Source organism: Desulfosporosinus burensis, assembly GCF_054657535.1.
Genome location: NZ_BAAHYN010000005.1, coordinates 250931 through 269753, shown reverse-complemented (window position 1 = coordinate 269753; position 18823 = coordinate 250931). Strand labels below are relative to the sequence as shown.

Here is an 18823-nt window from a genome sequence, read left to right as displayed (position 1 = left end):
CAGAGCGCAAGCTCTGCTTTTTGCGTAAATGTCAATTGCGAAGCTCGATGTTCGATGCGCGAGGCGCGAGCCAGATATAGCCCTCGTGCATCGTGCCTAGAGCCTCGAATTAAACCTTCGAGCCTCGCACCTCGCGCCTCGTGCCTCGATATAAATATAATAGATTCAGATTAAAGAACTTACGTAATTTTTGAGGTGTAAAAATGTTAGAAAAACTTTATGAGATTGAACGAAAATACGATGAATTGACGGAACTTCTTAGTGATCCGGAAATTATCAAGAATCAGAGTGAGTGGCAAAAATATGCTAAGGCACAGGCCGGCATGACAAATCTTGTCACAGCCTTTAGGGAATACCAGGGAGTAAAGCGTGAGCTTGAGGAAACGGAAACTATACTTCAGGAAAAATTAGACTCTGAAATGCGAGATATGGCGGAGCAAGAGAGAGGTCAATTGCAGATCCAAATACAGGAACTAGAAGAACAGATCCGTGTCCTGCTTTTACCCAAAGATCCCTTAGATGAGAAGAACGTCATCATGGAAATTAGAGCAGGGGCAGGAGGGGATGAAGCAGCCTTGTTTGCCGGAGATCTCTATAGAATGTATACTCGATATGCAGAAGCACAGGGCTGGAAAACGGAAGTTCTAAGTGCTAGCTATTCAGATGCGGGTGGTTATAAGGAAATCATTGTGCTTATGGAAGGGCATGGTGCCTATAGCAAATTAAAGTTTGAGAGTGGCGTGCACCGCGTTCAACGGATCCCTGCAACGGAGTCGCAAGGCAGGATTCATACCTCTACGGCGACGGTTGCAGTTCTTCCTGAAGCAGAAGAAGTGGAAGTATCCATTAATCCCAATGACCTGCGCATCGATGTTTATTGTTCTAGTGGACCGGGTGGACAGTGCGTGAATACCACCCAATCAGCAGTACGAGTTACCCATCTGCCTACAGGGATTATTGCGTCTTGCCAAGATGAAAAATCCCAACTTAAGAACAAAGAGAAAGCGTTACGCGTCTTACGGGCTAGAATATTAGAGAAAGCTCAAGAAGAGGCGAGTGGTGAACAGGCTTCTGAACGCCGAAGCCAAGTAGGCACAGGAGATCGGAGCGAGCGGATCAGAACGTTTAACTTCCCACAAGGACGGGTTACAGACCATCGCATAGGCCTTACCTTACATCGCTTGGAGACAATCTTAACAGGTGATCTGGATGAAATTATCCAAGCCTTGAATTCATCGGATCAAGCAGAACGGTTAAAGGCCGAAATCCAATAATCGAGATTCGAACTACGAACATCGAACATCGAACATCGAGTAGGGGGCTTTGTAGTTTTGAAGGTAATTGACAGTCTGCGTTGGGGCGAAGCGCGGCTCACAGAAAAAGGGATTACAAATGCTCGCTTTGATGCAGACATGTTGTTGGCTTGGGTTTTAAATGTTTCCCGACCCCAACTCTATCTGGACGGGGACCGAAATTTGTCTGAGTTAGAGGAGGCAGATTTTCGGGGGGGGATTTTCCGTCGCGCCGGGAACGAACCTCTCCAATACATCTTAAAGCGGCAGGAGTTTATGGGACTTTCTTTCTACGTCGACGAACGGGTGCTAATCCCGCGTGCGGACAGTGAGATTTTAGTCGAGAAGTGGCTCGAGGTTGTAAGACAAGAAGACGAGCGGCAAGAAAGAAAGATCAAGGTTGCGGATCTTTGTACTGGAAGCGGGGCTCTTGCTATTTCAATGGCGCATTATTATCCTAAGGCGGAAGTGGTTGGAACTGATCTTTCGTCTGACGCACTGGAAGTGGCACGACAGAATGCTCAGAGTTTGGGTGTCTCGGTGCAATGGCGTCAGGGGGACTTTTTGGAACCTATTTTAGGTCAACTTTGGGATTATATTATTACGAATCCTCCCTATGTTTCTAAGGAGGAGTATAAGCAGTGTGATCCGGAGATTTTCAGAGAACCCTCCATGGCCTTTTTAGGAGGACAAGACGGTTTAGATTATTATCGCCGTCTGGCAGAAAGTGTGCGATCTATACTAAATCCTAAGGGGAAGCTGCTAATGGAAATTGGTTGTGATCAAGCGGAGGCGGTTTGTATGCTTTTCCAGATGAGGGGTTTTGAAACACAGGTTTTCCCGGATCTGGCAGGGAGAGACCGGGTGATCATAGCGAGGTGACAAAGATGCTAACAAAACGGAGTTATATAGATAGAATCCACCCAGAAGTCGAATTGTTAAGAGAAGGGTCAGAATGGCTGCGTTCGGGAGAGCTGGTAGCTTTTCCTACTGAAACGGTCTATGGGTTAGGGGCCAATGCGCTGGATGAACTAGCCTGCGAAAAGATTTTCAGGGTAAAAGGACGGCCCCAGGATAACCCTTTGATTGTGCATGTTAGCAATCGTGCTATGGCAAACAAGCTGGTTGAAAGATGGGCACCAGAAGCTGAATTATGCGTTCAACATTTTTGGCCGGGTCCACTAACTTTAGTTATGCCCAAAACCGCTTTGGTTCCCGATGTTGTCACTGCTGGGTTGGCGAACGTAGCGGTCCGTATGCCCAGCCACCCGGTTGCCCTTGGCCTAATCGAAGAAACCGGCCTTCCCATCGCAGCGCCAAGCGCTAACCTTTCAGGCAAGCCTAGTCCGACGAGCGGCAGCCACGTCTGGCGCGATATGAAAGGCAAAATACCGCTGATTCTAGACGCTGGAGCCTGTCAAGTAGGGGTTGAATCAACGGTACTAGATGTCACTGGAGGAGTACCCACCATCCTACGTCCAGGTGGTATTTCCAGGGAAGTGTTGGAAGAGATCTTAGGTGAGGTTCGAATGAATACTCTGACGGATAATCGGGTTCCTAAAGCACCGGGTATGAAATATAGGCACTATGCTCCCCAAGGAGATATGATTGTGATGGTCGGCCTTCAAGAGCGTGTCATACAGCGGATGGGGCAAGAAATTCAAAAAGGACATGCTCGCTTAAAAAGGGTAGGAGTTCTTTGCACTCTTGAAAGTGCACCATTTTTGCATAGCCGTTTACCGGATCTTTTGTTTGTGTTGGGATCTAAATATCGATCGGAAGAAGTTGCCAGTAACTTGTTTGAGGGATTAAGATTATGTGATGAAAGAGGAGTGGACATAATCTTAGCTGAAGGAATCGAAGAGGGAGGCCTTGGAACGGCTATTATGAACCGTTTACAAAAGGCATCTGGCCATCGGATTGAATATATCTAAACACCATTCATCTAATAAAACCCTTTCCCTTGCATATACATAGAGGGAACGGAGGGAAGGGTATGAATTTAACATGGGTTGTGGCAGTAGCAATTGCCCTGGGAGCAGACGCGTTTTCATTGTCTTTAGCGATTGGTCTGGCGGGAATTCGGAAACGTATGATCGTCCACTTGTCGTTAGTGGTCGCTTTTTTCCATGTCTTTATGCCTCTTTGTGGGATGATCCTTGGCCAAGCGTTAGGAACTATTCTTGGTCGTTATGCTAATCTGATGGGCGCAATAGTCCTGATTGGATTGGGTGGGAGAATGATTTATAAGGTTTACCGTCCGAGTGAGGAGCATTTTTCATTTGGGGAAGCCAGGAAGGCTCTTTTTTATACCAAGTTATCCAGCAACGGTTCCTTAAGTGGATGGGGTATCTATGTATTAGCTACCAGTGTAAGTTTAGATGCCCTTAGCGTAGGGGTTTCGCTAGGAACAATTAGAACGGACATTTATATAACTGTTATAATAATGGGTTTGATTGCGGGGTTAATGACTGGAATGGGCTTAGTTTTGGGGCGAATGATAGGAACACGCCTAGGAGATCAGGCGGAATTGCTCGGCGGGTTGGCATTATTGCTGATCGGAGTCAAATTGTTCTTCTAAGGGAGTGGGGGATGGTCTAATGGGTATTAAACTTTTATTCATTTGTACAGGAAATACCTGCAGAAGCCCAATGGCTGAGGGATTAGCACGAGATATGTTTGGAGACATGGTTCAAATAAGTTCGGCAGGAATGTCAGCCTGGGAAGGGGAAGAAATCAATGCCCATGCCCTAGAGATTCTTAAAGAACGGAATCAAGACCTTTCACAGCACCGCGCAAGACGAATTTCTGAGGAGCTAATGGCGGATGCAGACTGGGTTATTCCAATGACCCAAGCCCAAGAGGAAAGTTTAAAGCGTCTTTTTCCTCAATATGAGACTAAGACCCGGTGCTTAGGTAATTGGGGAGATTCCCAAAAGGATATTTTGGATCCTTGGATGGGCTCGCTTAATGTTTATCGTCAGACGGCAAAGGAAATTAGTGAATTACTGAGTGTACTAAAAGAGAAGTTGAGGTTAGAGGGCTGATTCCTCAGAAAATAGCATAAGTTTGTCGAAAAATGTCTACACTAGCGGCGTGATACGTCGCTTTATTAAGTTATATTGCAGGGATTTTGCAACTATATGTAGAAATGAGAAATAGGACAAAGAGGGGGAATGAGTGTGAGAGTTGCGCTGGGAGCAGATCATGGCGGTTACGAACTTAAGGAAGCCATAAGCAAGCATTTGAAAAATCAAGGATTAGAAGTACACGATTTTGGAACCTACTCGACCGAGTCCGTAGATTATCCAAAGTATGGGTGTGCAGTAGGCTATGCTATCACAAAAGGGGAGGCAGACCTAGGGATTTTAATCTGCGGCACGGGGCAGGGGATTTCTATGGCCGCAAATAAAATTCCAGGAATTCGTTCAGCTGTCTGCTCAGAGACATATTCCGCTCGAATGGTTAGAGAACATAATAATGCCAATATCCTAGCAATGGGTGCCAGAGTAATCGGCGTCGGACTCGCCCTGGACATTGTGGATATTTTTTTGAAAACAGAGTTTTCTGGCGGCAGACATGCTAACCGAGTGGATTTAATTTGTGACATTGAACGGGGAGAAATAATCTGACGGCCTAGGGGGGAGGAATCTTTTCACATGGATAATTTCGTTGCTGGTTTGTCAGAAGAATTAGCTAAAGTATGGGAAAGCATACTGGATGCCTTTTTCCAAAAAGTAAATTTGCGTTCACAGCAAATTCTTGTTATAGGGTGTAGCACCAGTGAAGTAATGGGTCACCGAATTGGACAGGGAAGCAGTTTGGAAATTGCTGAAGTATTGCTTCCCCCTTTGCTGGAACGAGTTAACCAGCAGGGAATTTTTCTAGCGGTTCAGGGATGTGAACATCTCAACCGGGCCCTAGTTGTAGAAGAAGCCTGCGTAAATCACTATGGATTAGAAGAGGTAACAGTGCTTCCCTCCCTGAATGCTGGAGGAGCAATGACAGTCAAGGCTTGGGAAAAATTTTCGTCTCCGGTGATGATCGAACGAATCCAGGGGCATGCTGGAATTGACGTAGGAGATACATTTATCGGCATGCACTTACGACCCGTGGTAATACCCATTCGCATACACGTAAAAGAACTAGGCCAAGCGCATTTGACCCTAGCACGCACCCGCCCCCGCCTCATCGGTGGACCCCGGGCTATATATGATGAAAGCAAATAATACGTAGGAGTGAACAAAATGGATTATATTCATCAGTGGCTGGAATCTCAAGACCCCGAGATTGCAGAAGTAATTTCGCAAGAAGAGAAACGTCAAACCAATACAATCGAGTTAATAGCCTCCGAGAACTTCGTTAGCCGGGCAGTGATGGCTACCCAGGGATCTGTTCTAACGAACAAGTATGCCGAAGGATATCCAGGAAAACGGTATTATGGTGGATGTGAGTATGTTGATGTCGTCGAAAACTTAGCCCGTGAACGGGTTAAGGAAATTTTCGGTGCTGAACATGCTAATGTACAGCCTCATTCTGGATCCCAGGCCAATATGGCAGTCTATTTTGCCTATTTAAAACCAGGAGATACGGTACTGGGTATGAACTTATCTCATGGTGGACACTTAACCCATGGTAGTCCGGTCAATATTTCAGGAGTTTATTTTAATTTTGTTCCTTACGGAGTTGACCCAGAAACAGAACGAATTGATTATGATGAGGTTCGGAAATTAGCTCATGAACATAAACCGAAGATGATTGTTGCTGGAGCAAGCGCTTATCCGAGGATCATAGACTTTGGCGTAATGCGTGAAATTGCGGATGAAGTAGGCGCTTATTTAATGGTGGATATGGCGCACTTTGCTGGGCTTGTGGCTGCAGGATTACATCCATCACCTGTGCCCTATGCTGATTTTGTGACTTCAACTACTCATAAGACGTTGAGAGGACCGCGTGGTGGCTTGATTCTCTGTAAGGCTGAGTATGCCCAAGCCATTGATAAGGCAATTTTCCCAGGCATTCAGGGTGGGCCGTTGATGCATGTCATTGCGGCTAAGGCAGTAGCTTTTGGGGAAGCTCTTCAGCCAGAGTTCAAAACCTACCAAAAGAATATTGTAGATAATGCTAACGCATTGGCTCAAGCACTAACAGATCGAGGATTCCGCCTTGTTTCTGGAGGAACAGATAACCATGTGATGCTCGTTGATGTACGGACCAAACAGTTAACCGGTAAGGAAGCAGAAAATATCCTTCATGAAGTAGGTATTACTGTCAACAAAAACACGATTCCTTTTGACACCGCGAGTCCTTTTGTCACTAGTGGAATTCGGCTTGGAACCCCTGCGGTCACAACGCGCGGTATGAATAAGGACGCGATGGTGCGGATAGCAGAAGCCATGGACCTTGCCTTGACCTCTCACCATGAACCTGATAAACTGAAAAAAGCACGGGAAATCGTCAGTTCTCTATGCGCTGAGTTTCCCTTATATACTAATTTAGATTAGGAGAGCCGAAATGATGGCAAAGCTTCAAGTACTTGATCATCCCCTGATTCAACATAAACTGTCCCTTATTCGTGACGAGAAAACAGGTTCGAAGGAGTTTAGAGAACTGGTAGAAGAAGTCGCGATGTTAATGGCCTATGAGGTTACCCGTGATTTCCCACTTCAGGAAATAGAGGTAAAGACACCTGTCTCAATCGCAAAAAGCAAAGTGCTGGCTGGTCGAAAAGTCGGACTGGTTCCAATCCTGCGTGCCGGGTTAGGGATGGTCGATGGAATGCTCCGTTTAATTCCAGCAGCAAAGGTTGGGCATGTCGGTCTCTATCGAGATCCTGAGACTCTTATGCCTGTGGAATACTATTGCAAGTTACCCCCTGACATTGCAGAACGTGATCTTATCGTGATTGATCCTATGTTGGCAACGGGTGGCTCAGCGGCTGCAGCAATCACGTTTTTAAAAGATCGTGGCGCAAAGAATATAAAATTAATGTGTCTGATCGCAGCTCCAGAAGGAATTCGTGCTGTGCAAAATGCCCATGCTGATGTAGATATTTTTGTCGCAGCAGTGGATGAACGGTTGAATGACCATGGATATATTGTTCCGGGTCTCGGGGATGCTGGGGACCGGCTATTTGGCACGAAATGATGACACAAGGAAAGCGTCCTAGCTGGGATAGCTATTTTATGCAGATGGCCTTAGTGGTAGCTGGGCGCTCAACTTGCTTGCGCCGCCAAGTAGGTGCTGTCATGGTTAAGGATAAACAAATTTTAAGTACAGGTTACAATGGGAGTCCTTCGGGACTCCAACATTGTGATGAAGTCGGTTGTTTACGGCAGAGCTTAGGCGTTCCTTCGGGGGAGCGCCATGAGATCTGCCGTGCGGTGCATGCCGAACAAAATGCTTTGGTACAAGCAGCAAAGCATGGGGTCGCTATTACTGGAGCAGATCTCTATACCACTCATCAGCCTTGCGTGCTGTGCACAAAATTATTAATTAATGCTGGGATAAAGCGAGTAATCTATACTCATGCTTATCCTGATCAGCTTGCTGTCAAAATGGCCGAAGAAGCAGGACTGACATTGGTTAAATATGGGGAAGATATTCGAAGGGAGCATAAGAGTGATTAAGCGGAAAAAAGTGATGGTTGTGTTTGGAACACGCCCAGAAGCCATAAAAATGGCCCCAGTGATCCAAGCGCTTCGGCAGAAGGATAAAATTTTCTGTCAGGTTATTGTGACTGCTCAGCACCGTGAGATGTTAGATCAGGTTCTTCAATTGTTTAAAATCGTCCCTGATTTTGATCTGGACCTCATGAGGCAGGGGCAAACATTAACAGAAATCACAACCCGAGCTCTTATTGGTCTTAAAGAGGTTTTTGAGCGCGAACTCCCAGATCTTGTGCTGGTACATGGAGACACAACCACTACTTTTGTGGCGGCCCTTGCTGCTTTTTATGCACAGATCCCAGTGGGTCATGTTGAAGCCGGTCTACGGACAGGAAATAAGTATTCACCGTTTCCAGAGGAGATGAATCGAAAACTGGCAAGCGTTCTGGCAGATTATCATTTCGCCCCTACAAAAACAGCAGAAAAAAATCTTCTACTCGAAGGAATAGCGCCTGGAAAGGTTTTTGTAACCGGAAATACTGTTATTGACGCGTTGCTAGCGACTGTGAAACCGAAGTACAATTTTCTTGACCCTATCATTGAAGTGCTCCTGAAACAGGAAAAAACACGGATTATTCTTGTCACAACCCATCGCCGGGAAAATCTTGGTGAGCCTATGCGGCAAATTTATCACGCTTTAAAGAGTACACTGAATTTATTTCCCGATACCCATGTGCTTTTTCCCGTCCATAGAAACCCCCTAGTGCGGAAGGTAGTAACGGAGGTTTTGGGTTCTCATCCACGAGTTAATCTTGTAGAACCCATGGATTATGAGCCCTTTGTAAACCTGATGGCACGATCACACTTAATTCTAACAGACTCGGGAGGAATTCAAGAGGAAGCCCCGTCGCTGGGCATCCCAGTGCTCGTGGTTCGAGACACAACAGAACGACCTGAAGCAGTGGAAGCGGGAACAGTATCCCTCGTGGGTACGGAGTACGAAAGTGTCGATTTAGAGCTGAAGCGTCTTCTGAGTGACCAAGCAGCTTATCAGAGGATGGCATTGGCGAGTAATCCCTATGGTGACGGGTATGCAGCAAGCAGAATTGCTAAAATTATTGAAGAACATTGAGGGTGGACATAAAATTCTTCAATGCTGTAAAAAAAAGCACAAAGTATTACCAGAGTATGCTAATATATAAAATGTAGCGTGAATTGTAAAAATGTGTAACGCTTGCTTTACATTCATTAAGTTAGGATCGAAGTGAATATGGCAAAAAACCCAAAAACATGGCAGAAAGCGGTTGCAGTGGGTTCAAATATATCAACGTCCCTGGCTGGTTTGGTAATTGGAGGATTTTTCCTAGGTCGTTATCTAGATACCCGCTGGGGAACTGAGCCGTGGTTAATGATCCTATTAATGTTGTTAGGACTTATACTTGGAGGGAGCTACCTGGTTGTCATTTTAAAAAGGTTTGGAGCGTCAGATGATAAAGAGTAGCTTTATAGCATTATTTAGTGGTACCACTTGCGTATTGCTTGTGATAGCCGTAACAGGTCAGCAGTCTTTTCTAGGCAGTCTGCTGGGATATTGGGTTGGATTCGGCTATACTTTATGGTTTCATCATGAAACATTACGCATCTCAGACTTAGAAATCCGTCTAGCACTTAGGCGGATGCGCAGCAATCTAATCGCTCGCTTAGGGATGGTTACTCTGGTTGTTGTAGCAGTTGCTCGTTTTCAGAGGGACTGGCTTTTCAGCCTAGCAATAGGAATTGTTACAGGGGTGACAATATCCTTTATCATTGTGGCAATAAATAAAATTAATGAAGAAAGGGGTGATAAAAGAAGTGCATGAAACAGTTTTGTGGCATTTGGGAAGTATGACCTTTCATGGAAAAACCCTGATCATGACCTGGATATCGATGGCCCTTGTTATAGCGTTTTGCTACATGGGAGTCCGCAATTTAACGAGTGGTAAACCTGGTAAAATGCAAAACGTCTTGGAATATATTGTAGATTTTGTTCGTAGCATTGTATCTGACAATATGGACTATGAGAAGGGACGTCCACTGCTAAGCTATTTGGTGACGTTGATCATGTTTGTTTTCTTTTCCAATATGCTTGGCCTTATTCCCAACTTCACGTTTGGTCTATTTAACGATGTTCACTTTGCACAGTTAGGTCATATTTTTGCAAGTCCATCCATGATGTCGCCTACCGCAGATATCAACACTACAATGGCTTTAGCTTTGTTAACCATTTTCTTGGTTGTTTATTTGGGTATCAAGACAAAAGGACTCCATTATTTTCACCATTTTGTAGAGCCGCATCCAGTATTCGCGATCATTCATGCGATTGACTTACTCTCCAAGCCGATGACACTGGCCTTCCGTCTTTTCGGGAATATCTTTGCTGGTGAAATTCTACTAGGGGTTATTCTTATGCTCCCTGGGATTTGGGTTCTGCCTGGGATTTTACCTACGACGATTTGGCTAGCCTTTAGTATTTTCGTGGGAGCTATTCAATCTTATGTGTTTGTTGTACTGACGACGGCTTACGTTTCACAGGCTGTCACAGAATCCCATTAAACACATTGCTCCGTGTTAGTTTTCAGTGATGCTTGACACTCACTGAGGGAATAATACTTATTAATTTTTGGAAACAAGAAAGGAGGAAATCCCATGGACGTATCTGCTGCTGCTGCACTTGGTGCAGGGATTGCTGCTGGATTAGCAGCCCTTGGTGCATCAATTGGTAATGGTAATGTTATTAGTAAAACGGTTGAGGGCATTGCTCGCCAACCAGAGGCTAAAGCAACCTTACAAGCTACGATGTTTATTGGTGTCGGTTTGATCGAGGCTTTGCCACTCCTTACCTGGGTTGTTGCCCTGCTGCTCATGTTCACAAAGTAAGTTCGTGTGCTGGGCTTAGGAATAAGGCCCAACTTAATTCAAGGGGGAACGAGAGTTCCCCCTTGAAAAAAATCATCCCGACGTCAACAGACTCGAGAGGGGGGTAGACCATTGGGTGGGAATCCTATTCAATTTGACTATACGGTAGTGGCTACGGTCTTATCTTTCCTGTTGCTCGTTTATTTCCTTAGTAAATTAGCATGGAAACCGCTGATGAAAATGATGGAAGAACGGCGGACAAACATTGAAAACATGCTTGCTTCGGCAGAAAATGAACGTCAACAGGCTGAGAAAATAAAACGCGAGTACCAAGAAGAAATGCGTAAAGCTCGCCAGGAAGCTCAGGAAGTGATCGCTAAGGCAACAAAGGTTAGCGAAGACCGTGCGAAAGAAATTTTAACTGCTTCTCATGAAGAAGCTGAAAAGATCAAGAAATCTGCCCTTGTGGAAATCGAACGCGAACGTGACCGGGCGATCTCTGAGGTTAAAGCACAAGTCGCCGATATGTCCGTCTTAGTGGCTGAGAAAATCATTCGCCAGAAGCTTGACATGAAGGGTCAAGGAGAGCTCATTGAACAATTCATTCAAGAAGTAGGGGAAATGCAATGATAAATGGATCACTTGCTCGAAGGTATTCCCAGGCCTTGTTTGAAATCGCCTCCGAGACGTCCCTTGATTCGATTGATAGCGATCTGCGAGAACTGACAAAGTTGGTGGAAGAAAACGCAGAGGTTAAAGGGGTATTACTTCATCCGCATATTTCTCTCAGCGTCAAGAAATCGATCATGGAAAAGTTGCTGGGAGAAGAGTTTGGTGAAGTAACACGTCGTTTCTTTTACCTGTTGATTGACCGCAAAAGGGAAAACCTCTTGCCGCTCATTCAACGTGAGTTTAGTCGACTGGCGGATGAAGCGCGTCAAGTCGTAGAAGCGAAAGTAGCCAGTGCCATAGAACTGAATGCTACTCAGCTTGACGATCTTAAGAAGTCCATTAAGCGAATGACAGGGAAAGACGTCCGCATAATCAGCGAAGTTCGAGCTGAACTCATTGGGGGGGTTCTTGTCCAGGTCGGAGATCGCGTAATGGATGGAACCATCGCCCATGCTTTGAACCGAATGCGTGTGGAGTTGCGTAGAAACTCAGAGAAACCTCAGGAAGTAGGGGTGAAATAACAGGATGAACTTGCGTCCAGAAGAAATAAGTTCTATTATCAAACAACAAATCGAGAACTATGAGACGTCCGTCGATATCGTCGATGTAGGAACCGTTATCCAGGTTGGGGACGGAATTGCCCGTGTTTACGGCTTAGAAAAGGCCATGGCCGGTGAACTTTTAGAGTTTCCAAACAATGTTTACGGTATGGCGATGAACCTTGAAGAAGACAATATTGGTTGCGTTATTCTTGGATCTTTCTTAGGAATTAAAGAGGGAGACCAAGTCAAGAGAACTGGTCGAATCGTGGAAGTCCCAGTGGGCGAGGCTTTGATTGGTCGAGTTGTTAATGCTTTAGGACAACCTATTGATGGCAAAGGAGAAATTGTAACGAATAAATTTCGTCCAATTGAATCCATAGCCTCAGGCGTGGTATCTCGGAAATCCGTTCATGAACCTTTGCAAACAGGTCTTAAATCCATTGATGCCATGGTACCCATTGGTCGCGGTCAGCGTGAGTTGATCATTGGTGACCGTCAAACTGGTAAAACGGCAGTGGCCATCGATACGATTATTAACCAAAAAGGGCAAGACATTATTTGTATTTATGTTGCAGTCGGACAAAAGGCTTCTACCGTTGCCAGTGTTGTTAAAACGTTAGAAGACCACGATGCTATGAAATTTAGCATTGTCGTAGCGGCTACTGCTTCAGAACCTGCACCGATGCTCTTTATCGCACCTTATGCTGGCTGTGCAATGGGCGAGGAGTTCATGTATAATGGACAGCATGTCTTGATTGTTTACGATGACCTTTCCAAACAAGCGGTAGCCTATCGTGAACTCTCATTGCTTCTCAAACGCCCTCCCGGTCGTGAAGCATATCCTGGAGACGTATTCTATCTGCACTCTCGCTTATTGGAGCGAGCAGCAAAGTTGTCGGATGAACTTGGTGGTGGGTCGATGACTGCGCTACCAGTGATCGAGACTCAAGCAGGTGATATGTCTGCCTATATTCCTACGAATGTGATTTCCATCACAGACGGTCAGATCTTTCTCGAAGCTGACCTCTTCAACGCTGGCTTCCGACCTGCAATTAACGTTGGTATTTCCGTTTCAAGGGTAGGAGGTTCCGCTCAAATTAAAGCGATGAAGCAAGTCGCAGGACAACTTCGTTTGGACCTCGCTTCATATCGTGAGTTGGCAGCTTTTGCTCAGTTTGGATCTGACTTGGATAAAGTTACTCAAATGCGACTTACGCGTGGTCAGAGGACACTGGAAATTCTCAAGCAGGGCCAGTATTCACCTTCGCCTGTTGAAGAAGAAGTTATAGTTATCTACGCGGCAGTTAAAGGATTTATCGACGAAATTGATGTGGACAAGATTGGGAAATTTGAAGAAGAATACCTGCGCTTCATGCGCTCCGTGAAGGCTGACCTGTTAGAGAAGATTCGTACTGAAAAGGCGCTCTCTAAGGAAATGATCGCCGAGCTTGAAAAAGCGATTAATGAGTTCAAGCAGGGATTTTTAGCCTAGAATAAAAAGGAGTAGGTGAATGAGGTGGCAGGAACACAAGATATTCGTCGTCGGATTCGCAGTGTTCGCAATATGCAGCAGATCACAAAGGCGATGAAAATGGTTTCCGCGGCCAAACTCAGAAAAGCCCAACTAAAACTTAACGCTGCCCGCCCCTATGCTCGCCAATTGCAAGGGGTCTTAGAACGCCTTGCACAGGCTCCAGTGGATGTTCTTCATCCGCTCTTGAAAAAAAGGCCAGTGCAAAAGGTAGTTTATGTGCTAATAACATCGGACGGTGGTCTTTGCGGAGGGTACAATGCGAACCTCATTCGCAAGACTAGTGGGCTGATTTCTGAATCACAGCAGCCGGTTAAGTTGGTGACTGTAGGCCGCAAAGGTCGAGATTTCTTCCGACGCGGTAAAATTGAGTTTTTGGCTGAGTATACGAAACTCGGGGACAACCCGAGTTATAACCAAGCCAAAGAGATTGCCCAGGAAGTGGTTCGCCTTTATGATCAGGGCGAAGCAGATGAGGTGTATATCCTATATACCGAATTCGTCTCAGCGATGACCCAGAGGCCCTCGCAAATCAAAATCCTTCCGATCGAACAACCTGAAGGGAAACAAGGTAAACAGTACATTTTTGAACCGTCTGCTGAAGACATTCTAAACAGTCTGTTGCCGAAGTATATTGAAACGCAGATCTTTCGGACGATCTTAGAAGGAAAAGCGAGCGAGCAAGGGGCTCGAATGACGGCAATGAGTTCGGCTACGGATAATGCCAAGACTATGATTGATAAGCTGTCGCTGGCAATGAACAGAGCCCGACAAGCAGCGATCACGACAGAAATATCCGAAATCGTCTCGGGAGCAGCTTCCTTAGAATAAGCTGCCGGAAATACCCAAAAAGGAGGTTTCGCGCCTGTGAATATCGGCAAGGTTTTGCAAGTTTTGGGAGCGGTAGTTGACGTTGAGTTTAAGCCCGACCAACTGCCGGCAATATATAGCGCCATTCAGATTAAGGTTCCTGAGCAGAACCTTAACATAACCTTAGAGGTAGCTCAACATCTTGGAAATAATACGGTACGTACTGTTGCAATGTCCTCTACGGATGGGTTGCAACGGGGTATTGATGCAGTCGACACTGGGGCACCCATTACGGTACCTGTGGGCCCATCAACGCTTGGGCGCATGGTTAGTGTCTTAGGTTTGCCTATTGACAACGGAGGAGAAGTCACCTCCGACACCCATTATCCGATTCATCGACCCGCTCCAGCCTTTGCGGATCAAGAGCCTTCGACACGGATTTTGGAAACTGGAATTAAGGTCATTGACTTACTCGCTCCGTACTCTAAGGGTGGAAAAATCGGACTCTTCGGGGGTGCCGGAGTAGGCAAGACAGTACTCATCATGGAATTGATCAATAATATTGCTAAAGAACATGGTGGGCTTTCCGTCTTTGCTGGTGTTGGTGAACGTACTCGTGAAGGAAACGACCTTTGGAACGAAATGAAAGAGTCCGGCGTTATTGACAAAACGGCGATGGTGTTCGGTCAAATGAACGAGCCTCCGGGTGCTCGTCTTCGTGTAGGCTTAACGGGACTAACCATGGCGGAGTACTTCCGCGATGAGCAAGGCCAAGACGTGCTACTTTTTATTGACAACATTTTCCGATTCACACAAGCAGGCTCTGAGGTTTCAGCCTTGCTCGGTCGGATGCCATCGGCGGTTGGATATCAGCCGACCTTGGCAACGGAAATGGGTCAACTCCAAGAGCGGATTACCTCCACTCGCAAAGGATCGATCACTTCTGTACAAGCAATCTATGTGCCAGCGGATGACTTGACAGACCCCGCTCCGGCTACAGCGTTTGCGCATTTGGACGCCACGACGGTTTTATCCCGTTCAATTGCTGAAATTGGGATTTACCCAGCTGTGGACCCCTTGGATTCTTCATCACGGATTCTTTCACCGTTGGTGTTAGGAGAAGAACATTATTCTGTGGCGAGACGTGTACAGCAAATCCTCCAAAAATATAAAGAGTTGCAAGATATTATTGCAATTCTAGGTATGGATGAACTATCTGAAGAGGAAAAACTGATTGTTTTCCGGGCTCGTAAAATTCAACGTTTCTTGTCCCAACCGTTCCACGTTGCTGAAGCATTCACGGGTTCGCCTGGAAAATATGTGCCCTTGAAAGAAACGATTCGCGGCTTTAAAGAAATTGCGGATGGAAAATACGATCACTTGTCTGAGGCCGCCTTCCTTATGGTTGGACCCATCGAAGAAGTGATCGAAAAAGCCAAGACATTGGGGGAATAATCCATGGCAGGAACATTCTCACTCCAAATAGTCTCTCCTGAAGGGAACGTCTTGAAAGAAGATGTTGAGTTTGTTGTTCTTCCCGGCGGGTTAGGTGAATTAGGGATTTTACCAAATCACTCCCCTTTAATCGCGGGACTGGATGTCGGCGTCATACGCTACACAAAAAACGGTGACATCAAACGTGCTGCAATTACGGGCGGTTTTGTTGAAGTCGTTGATAACACAGCGACAGTTCTTGCGGATACGGCCGAGCTGGCTGAAGCGATTGATCTTACTCGTGCTGTAGAGGCCAAAGAACGTGCTATGAAGCGTTTGGCGGCACGGAACAATGAAATCGACCTACGTCGCGCGGAGTATGCTTTGCGTCGAGCCGCTGCCCGAATTAGTGCCTCTAGTGACAATAAATAAACAAAGTACGCTGAAGTAGATTTTTTACTAGATCTCTTTAGTTGCGTAACTGCATAACAAGAAAAGGGTCCCTAATTTGGGCCCTTTTCTTGTTTATGCCAGGGGTCTTGCTAAAGCTTGGCACCAGCAAAATCTTAGCTATTAAACTCAGGCTATCACTAAAGAAAAAAATAAGCTCAGGGTATGTTAGCTTTCTCACTATTTGGTAAAACTAAAGTTAAGCTTATAGTATGAGAAAGAGGTCTCAGATGTTTATGGGTTTAACACTGCCGCAATTCCATTTAGCCAGAAAAGGTGTATTATTAATAGTAATAGGTTGCCTTATGCTGATCGGATTTAAGTCTTGGGTTATTGAGGGAGTCTTGCAAAGCAATCAGCCAGTACAATCATTAACCACAGCAGCACCCTTGTTACTTAATAACGGAAAGGTGCAGTCACAGGAAGCCGAAGTTAGTATCATAGTCTGGTCTGAAGATGGAACTATACCCCTTGAACTATGGACACAACGTCCGATGCCAGATTGGATATGGTCTCATGAAGAACAGCAGACAAAACGTGGGAATAGCGCGGCGACGCTAACTGGACATCGGGTTATAGATAAAACTGAAGAAAGAATGTTATATACTTGGTATACTACGATCTCTCCGATTCTTGCAAAGGAAGGTGTAAAAGTCTATTTGGATGAACGGATTCCTGAGGCGATCGATATCTCAGCCTATTTATGTCAATCTAATATCCTTCCATCTCAATGGTTCCTTCTAGATAATATGGTTTCGATCGCAGGGTACCAGAGCAATATAGGTACGAGCGTCATGGCTGGACAAGACAGGATAAATATTCAACTTCTTAGCCGAGGGCAAAATACTGATGGACAGACTGTTTTAGCGATTCCGGCACTCCTAAAAGAATTCTAGAACCAGCTGGAGAAAAAAGTCGAAATTAAGCAGGAAAAATGGCCTAGCAAAGAGAATATTAACAAGTCGGAAATATAATCATAAGAGGAAATAATAAAATAAGAAACTTGGCTGGCGTCAAGCCTTCGCGAAGGGGATCCCATCTCGCCAACGGCACCTTGCCACTCTTGGCGATGGTTCCTAAAATCGCCATCACGGCGCTCCAAACTCGAACATCCTTGTTCGAGTCAGAGCTGTGTTCTAGATTCGAACATCCAATTCGAGTCTCGGTCAGCGCCTGCCAAGTTGCACTAAAGTTATACTTTCTGACTAGTACTGAACAGGGGGTGTCTTCAGAATTTGAGTAAGCTCACAATTACAGGCGGCAAACCGCTTGAAGGAACAATCACAGTGAGTGGGGCCAAGAATGCTGTCCTTCCAATTATAGCGGCAAGTTTACTCTGTGCCGAACCCATTCAACTGGATGACGCTCCAGATTTGTTAGATGTTAACATAATGAATCGAGTTATATCGGCATTAGGTGCAAAGGTAGAGCGGAAAGGCTCAACTCTTTACATCCAAGCCCAAGAGATAGATTGTATTGAGGCACCCTACGACCTTGTATCTCAAATGAGAGCGTCTATTGTTACTATGGGACCGCTACTTGCCCGTAAAGGCCATGTTCGTATTTCGCATCCAGGGGGCTGTGCCATTGGATCCCGCCCAATAAATTGGCATTTGAAAGGTTTAGAGGCTTTAGGGGCAGAGGTCAAAATGGATCATGGGTTCTTAGATGTTTCTACTAAGGGTTTAAAAGGTACTCGTATATATCTGGATTACCCTAGCGTTGGAGCTACTCAAAACATAATGATGGCAGCTTCTATGGCCCAAGGAACAACTTTGATTGAGAATGCAGCACAGGAGCCTGAGATTGTCGATTTGGCAACGTTTCTAAACGAGATGGGTGGAAAGGTGCGCGGTGCAGGTACTAGTATTATCCATATAGAAGGGGTTCGTGAATTCCATGGTACTAGTCATACAGTCATTCCTGATCGTATCGAGGCAGGAAGTTTTCTGCTCCTAGCAGCGGCAACTGGCGGAGACGTCTTAGTTCAAAATGTGATTGCGGATCATCTTAAGCCACTGATTGCCAAAATGGAGGAAGCAGGAATTCGTATGATGGAAGAAGGAGACGGAATACGGATCAGGGGAGATGGAATATACAATTCAGTCGATATTAAAACTCAGGTTCACCCCGGTTTTCCCACAGATCTTCAGGCGCCGTTTATGGCGTTTCTGACTAGAGCAAGGGGCACAGGATTAATCACGGAAACTGTTTTTGAAAACCGCTTTATGCATGTCGATGAGTTAAAACGTATGGGAGCGGATATCAAGATTGAGGGTCGGAGTGCCATTGTTCAAGGGATTCAGCGAATAAATGCAGCACCTGTCACCGCAACAGATTTACGGGCAGGAGCCGCCTTAATCCTGGCAGCCTTAACCGCGGATGGGACGACAGATATTCGAGGGATTCATCACATTGATCGAGGTTACGAGAAAGTGGAAGAGAAACTCTCGCGCCTGGGAGCCAATATTACACGCGCGGATTAGGGGTAAAATGAAAGAACAAGAATAGATTATTCTACTCTTGTTCTTTTTGTATTCTCGGTGTGCCATATTCCATAATCCTTCTGCATAGATTTAAGCAAAATGC

23 protein-coding genes are annotated in these 18823 nt (G+C 45.6%); all 23 read left to right on the top strand.

All coding sequences use genetic code 11. The features are described from left to right. Positions 1-203: 203 nt before the first annotated feature. The 23 genes from prfA to murA all read left to right on the top strand — a co-directional run bounded on the left by prfA (position 204) and on the right by murA (position 18720). Positions 204-1274 (top strand): peptide chain release factor 1, encoded by a 1071-nt coding sequence (prfA, locus tag ACYQ3Q_RS10710; RefSeq protein ID WP_459928546.1) that lies wholly within the window; start codon positions 204-206, stop codon positions 1272-1274. Positions 1275-1331: 57 nt separating this feature from the next. Next, positions 1332-2174 carry a peptide chain release factor N(5)-glutamine methyltransferase gene (prmC, locus tag ACYQ3Q_RS10705; RefSeq protein ID WP_459928545.1) on the top strand — a complete coding sequence of 281 codons (843 nt, stop codon included), beginning with the start codon at positions 1332-1334 and terminating at the stop codon, positions 2172-2174. A gap of 5 nt (positions 2175-2179) precedes the next feature. Beyond that, complete coding sequence (locus tag ACYQ3Q_RS10700; RefSeq protein ID WP_459928544.1) at positions 2180-3226, top strand: L-threonylcarbamoyladenylate synthase; 1047 nt, start codon at positions 2180-2182, stop codon at positions 3224-3226. 62 nt (positions 3227-3288) lie between these two features. Then, entirely contained in the window at positions 3289-3873 is a 585-nt protein-coding gene (locus ACYQ3Q_RS10695; RefSeq protein WP_459928543.1) for a manganese efflux pump MntP, read from the top strand. A gap of 19 nt (positions 3874-3892) precedes the next feature. After that, positions 3893-4339 (top strand): low molecular weight protein arginine phosphatase, encoded by a 447-nt coding sequence (locus ACYQ3Q_RS10690; RefSeq protein ID WP_459928542.1) that lies wholly within the window; start codon positions 3893-3895, stop codon positions 4337-4339. A gap of 135 nt (positions 4340-4474) precedes the next feature. Then, positions 4475-4924, top strand: a complete 450-nt coding sequence (gene rpiB / locus ACYQ3Q_RS10685; RefSeq protein WP_459928541.1) for a ribose 5-phosphate isomerase B — start codon at positions 4475-4477, stop codon at positions 4922-4924. A gap of 27 nt (positions 4925-4951) precedes the next feature. Continuing rightward, entirely contained in the window at positions 4952-5521 is a 570-nt protein-coding gene (locus tag ACYQ3Q_RS10680) for a TIGR01440 family protein (RefSeq protein WP_459928540.1), read from the top strand. An 18-nt stretch (positions 5522-5539) separates the two neighbouring features. Then, positions 5540-6796 carry a serine hydroxymethyltransferase gene (locus tag ACYQ3Q_RS10675; protein WP_459928539.1) on the top strand — a complete coding sequence of 419 codons (1257 nt, stop codon included), beginning with the start codon at positions 5540-5542 and terminating at the stop codon, positions 6794-6796. A 13-nt stretch (positions 6797-6809) separates the two neighbouring features. Next, the gene (gene upp, locus ACYQ3Q_RS10670) at positions 6810-7439 is read left to right on the top strand and encodes a uracil phosphoribosyltransferase (RefSeq protein ID WP_034141326.1); all 630 of its coding nucleotides are present in this window, start codon (positions 6810-6812) and stop codon (positions 7437-7439) included. Continuing rightward, positions 7439-7921, top strand: a complete 483-nt coding sequence (locus tag ACYQ3Q_RS10665) for a deoxycytidylate deaminase (RefSeq protein WP_459928662.1) — start codon at positions 7439-7441, stop codon at positions 7919-7921. The genes upp and ACYQ3Q_RS10665 overlap by 1 nt, the downstream gene beginning before the upstream one ends. Continuing rightward, positions 7884-9032, top strand: a complete 1149-nt coding sequence (gene wecB, locus ACYQ3Q_RS10660; protein ID WP_459928538.1) for a non-hydrolyzing UDP-N-acetylglucosamine 2-epimerase — start codon at positions 7884-7886, stop codon at positions 9030-9032. Before ACYQ3Q_RS10665 ends, wecB begins: the two co-directional genes overlap by 38 nt. 138 nt (positions 9033-9170) lie before the next feature. Further along, positions 9171-9401 (top strand): AtpZ/AtpI family protein, encoded by a 231-nt coding sequence (locus ACYQ3Q_RS10655; RefSeq protein WP_459928537.1) that lies wholly within the window; start codon positions 9171-9173, stop codon positions 9399-9401. Continuing rightward, on the top strand, positions 9388-9759 hold the full coding sequence (locus tag ACYQ3Q_RS10650) for a hypothetical protein (RefSeq protein ID WP_459928536.1): 372 nt from the start codon (positions 9388-9390) through the stop codon (positions 9757-9759). The genes ACYQ3Q_RS10655 and ACYQ3Q_RS10650 overlap by 14 nt, the downstream gene beginning before the upstream one ends. Further along, entirely contained in the window at positions 9752-10492 is a 741-nt protein-coding gene (atpB, locus tag ACYQ3Q_RS10645) for a F0F1 ATP synthase subunit A (RefSeq protein ID WP_459928535.1), read from the top strand. The genes ACYQ3Q_RS10650 and atpB overlap by 8 nt, the downstream gene beginning before the upstream one ends. A gap of 93 nt (positions 10493-10585) precedes the next feature. Beyond that, positions 10586-10816, top strand: a complete 231-nt coding sequence (atpE, locus tag ACYQ3Q_RS10640; RefSeq protein ID WP_459928534.1) for a F0F1 ATP synthase subunit C — start codon at positions 10586-10588, stop codon at positions 10814-10816. 111 nt (positions 10817-10927) lie between these two features. Next, on the top strand, positions 10928-11425 hold the full coding sequence (gene atpF, locus ACYQ3Q_RS10635) for a F0F1 ATP synthase subunit B (protein ID WP_459928533.1): 498 nt from the start codon (positions 10928-10930) through the stop codon (positions 11423-11425). After that, positions 11422-11988, top strand: coding sequence for an ATP synthase F1 subunit delta (atpH, locus tag ACYQ3Q_RS10630; protein ID WP_459928532.1), 567 nt, complete (start codon positions 11422-11424; stop codon positions 11986-11988). Before atpF ends, atpH begins: the two co-directional genes overlap by 4 nt. Positions 11989-11992: 4 nt before the next feature. Next, complete coding sequence (gene atpA, locus ACYQ3Q_RS10625; RefSeq protein WP_459928531.1) at positions 11993-13501, top strand: F0F1 ATP synthase subunit alpha; 1509 nt, start codon at positions 11993-11995, stop codon at positions 13499-13501. A 24-nt stretch (positions 13502-13525) separates the two neighbouring features. Next, on the top strand, positions 13526-14371 hold the full coding sequence (gene atpG, locus ACYQ3Q_RS10620) for an ATP synthase F1 subunit gamma (protein WP_459928530.1): 846 nt from the start codon (positions 13526-13528) through the stop codon (positions 14369-14371). Positions 14372-14407: 36 nt separating this feature from the next. Further along, the gene (gene atpD / locus ACYQ3Q_RS10615) at positions 14408-15805 is read left to right on the top strand and encodes a F0F1 ATP synthase subunit beta (RefSeq protein WP_459928529.1); all 1398 of its coding nucleotides are present in this window, start codon (positions 14408-14410) and stop codon (positions 15803-15805) included. Positions 15806-15808: 3 nt separating this feature from the next. Continuing rightward, the gene (locus ACYQ3Q_RS10610) at positions 15809-16216 is read left to right on the top strand and encodes a F0F1 ATP synthase subunit epsilon (RefSeq protein WP_459928528.1); all 408 of its coding nucleotides are present in this window, start codon (positions 15809-15811) and stop codon (positions 16214-16216) included. 248 nt (positions 16217-16464) lie between these two features. Further along, positions 16465-17130, top strand: coding sequence for a hypothetical protein (locus ACYQ3Q_RS10605; RefSeq protein WP_459928527.1), 666 nt, complete (start codon positions 16465-16467; stop codon positions 17128-17130). Between the two features lie 339 nt (positions 17131-17469). Beyond that, positions 17470-18720, top strand: coding sequence for a UDP-N-acetylglucosamine 1-carboxyvinyltransferase (gene murA, locus ACYQ3Q_RS10600; protein ID WP_459928526.1), 1251 nt, complete (start codon positions 17470-17472; stop codon positions 18718-18720). The last annotated feature ends 103 nt before the right edge of the window (positions 18721-18823 follow it).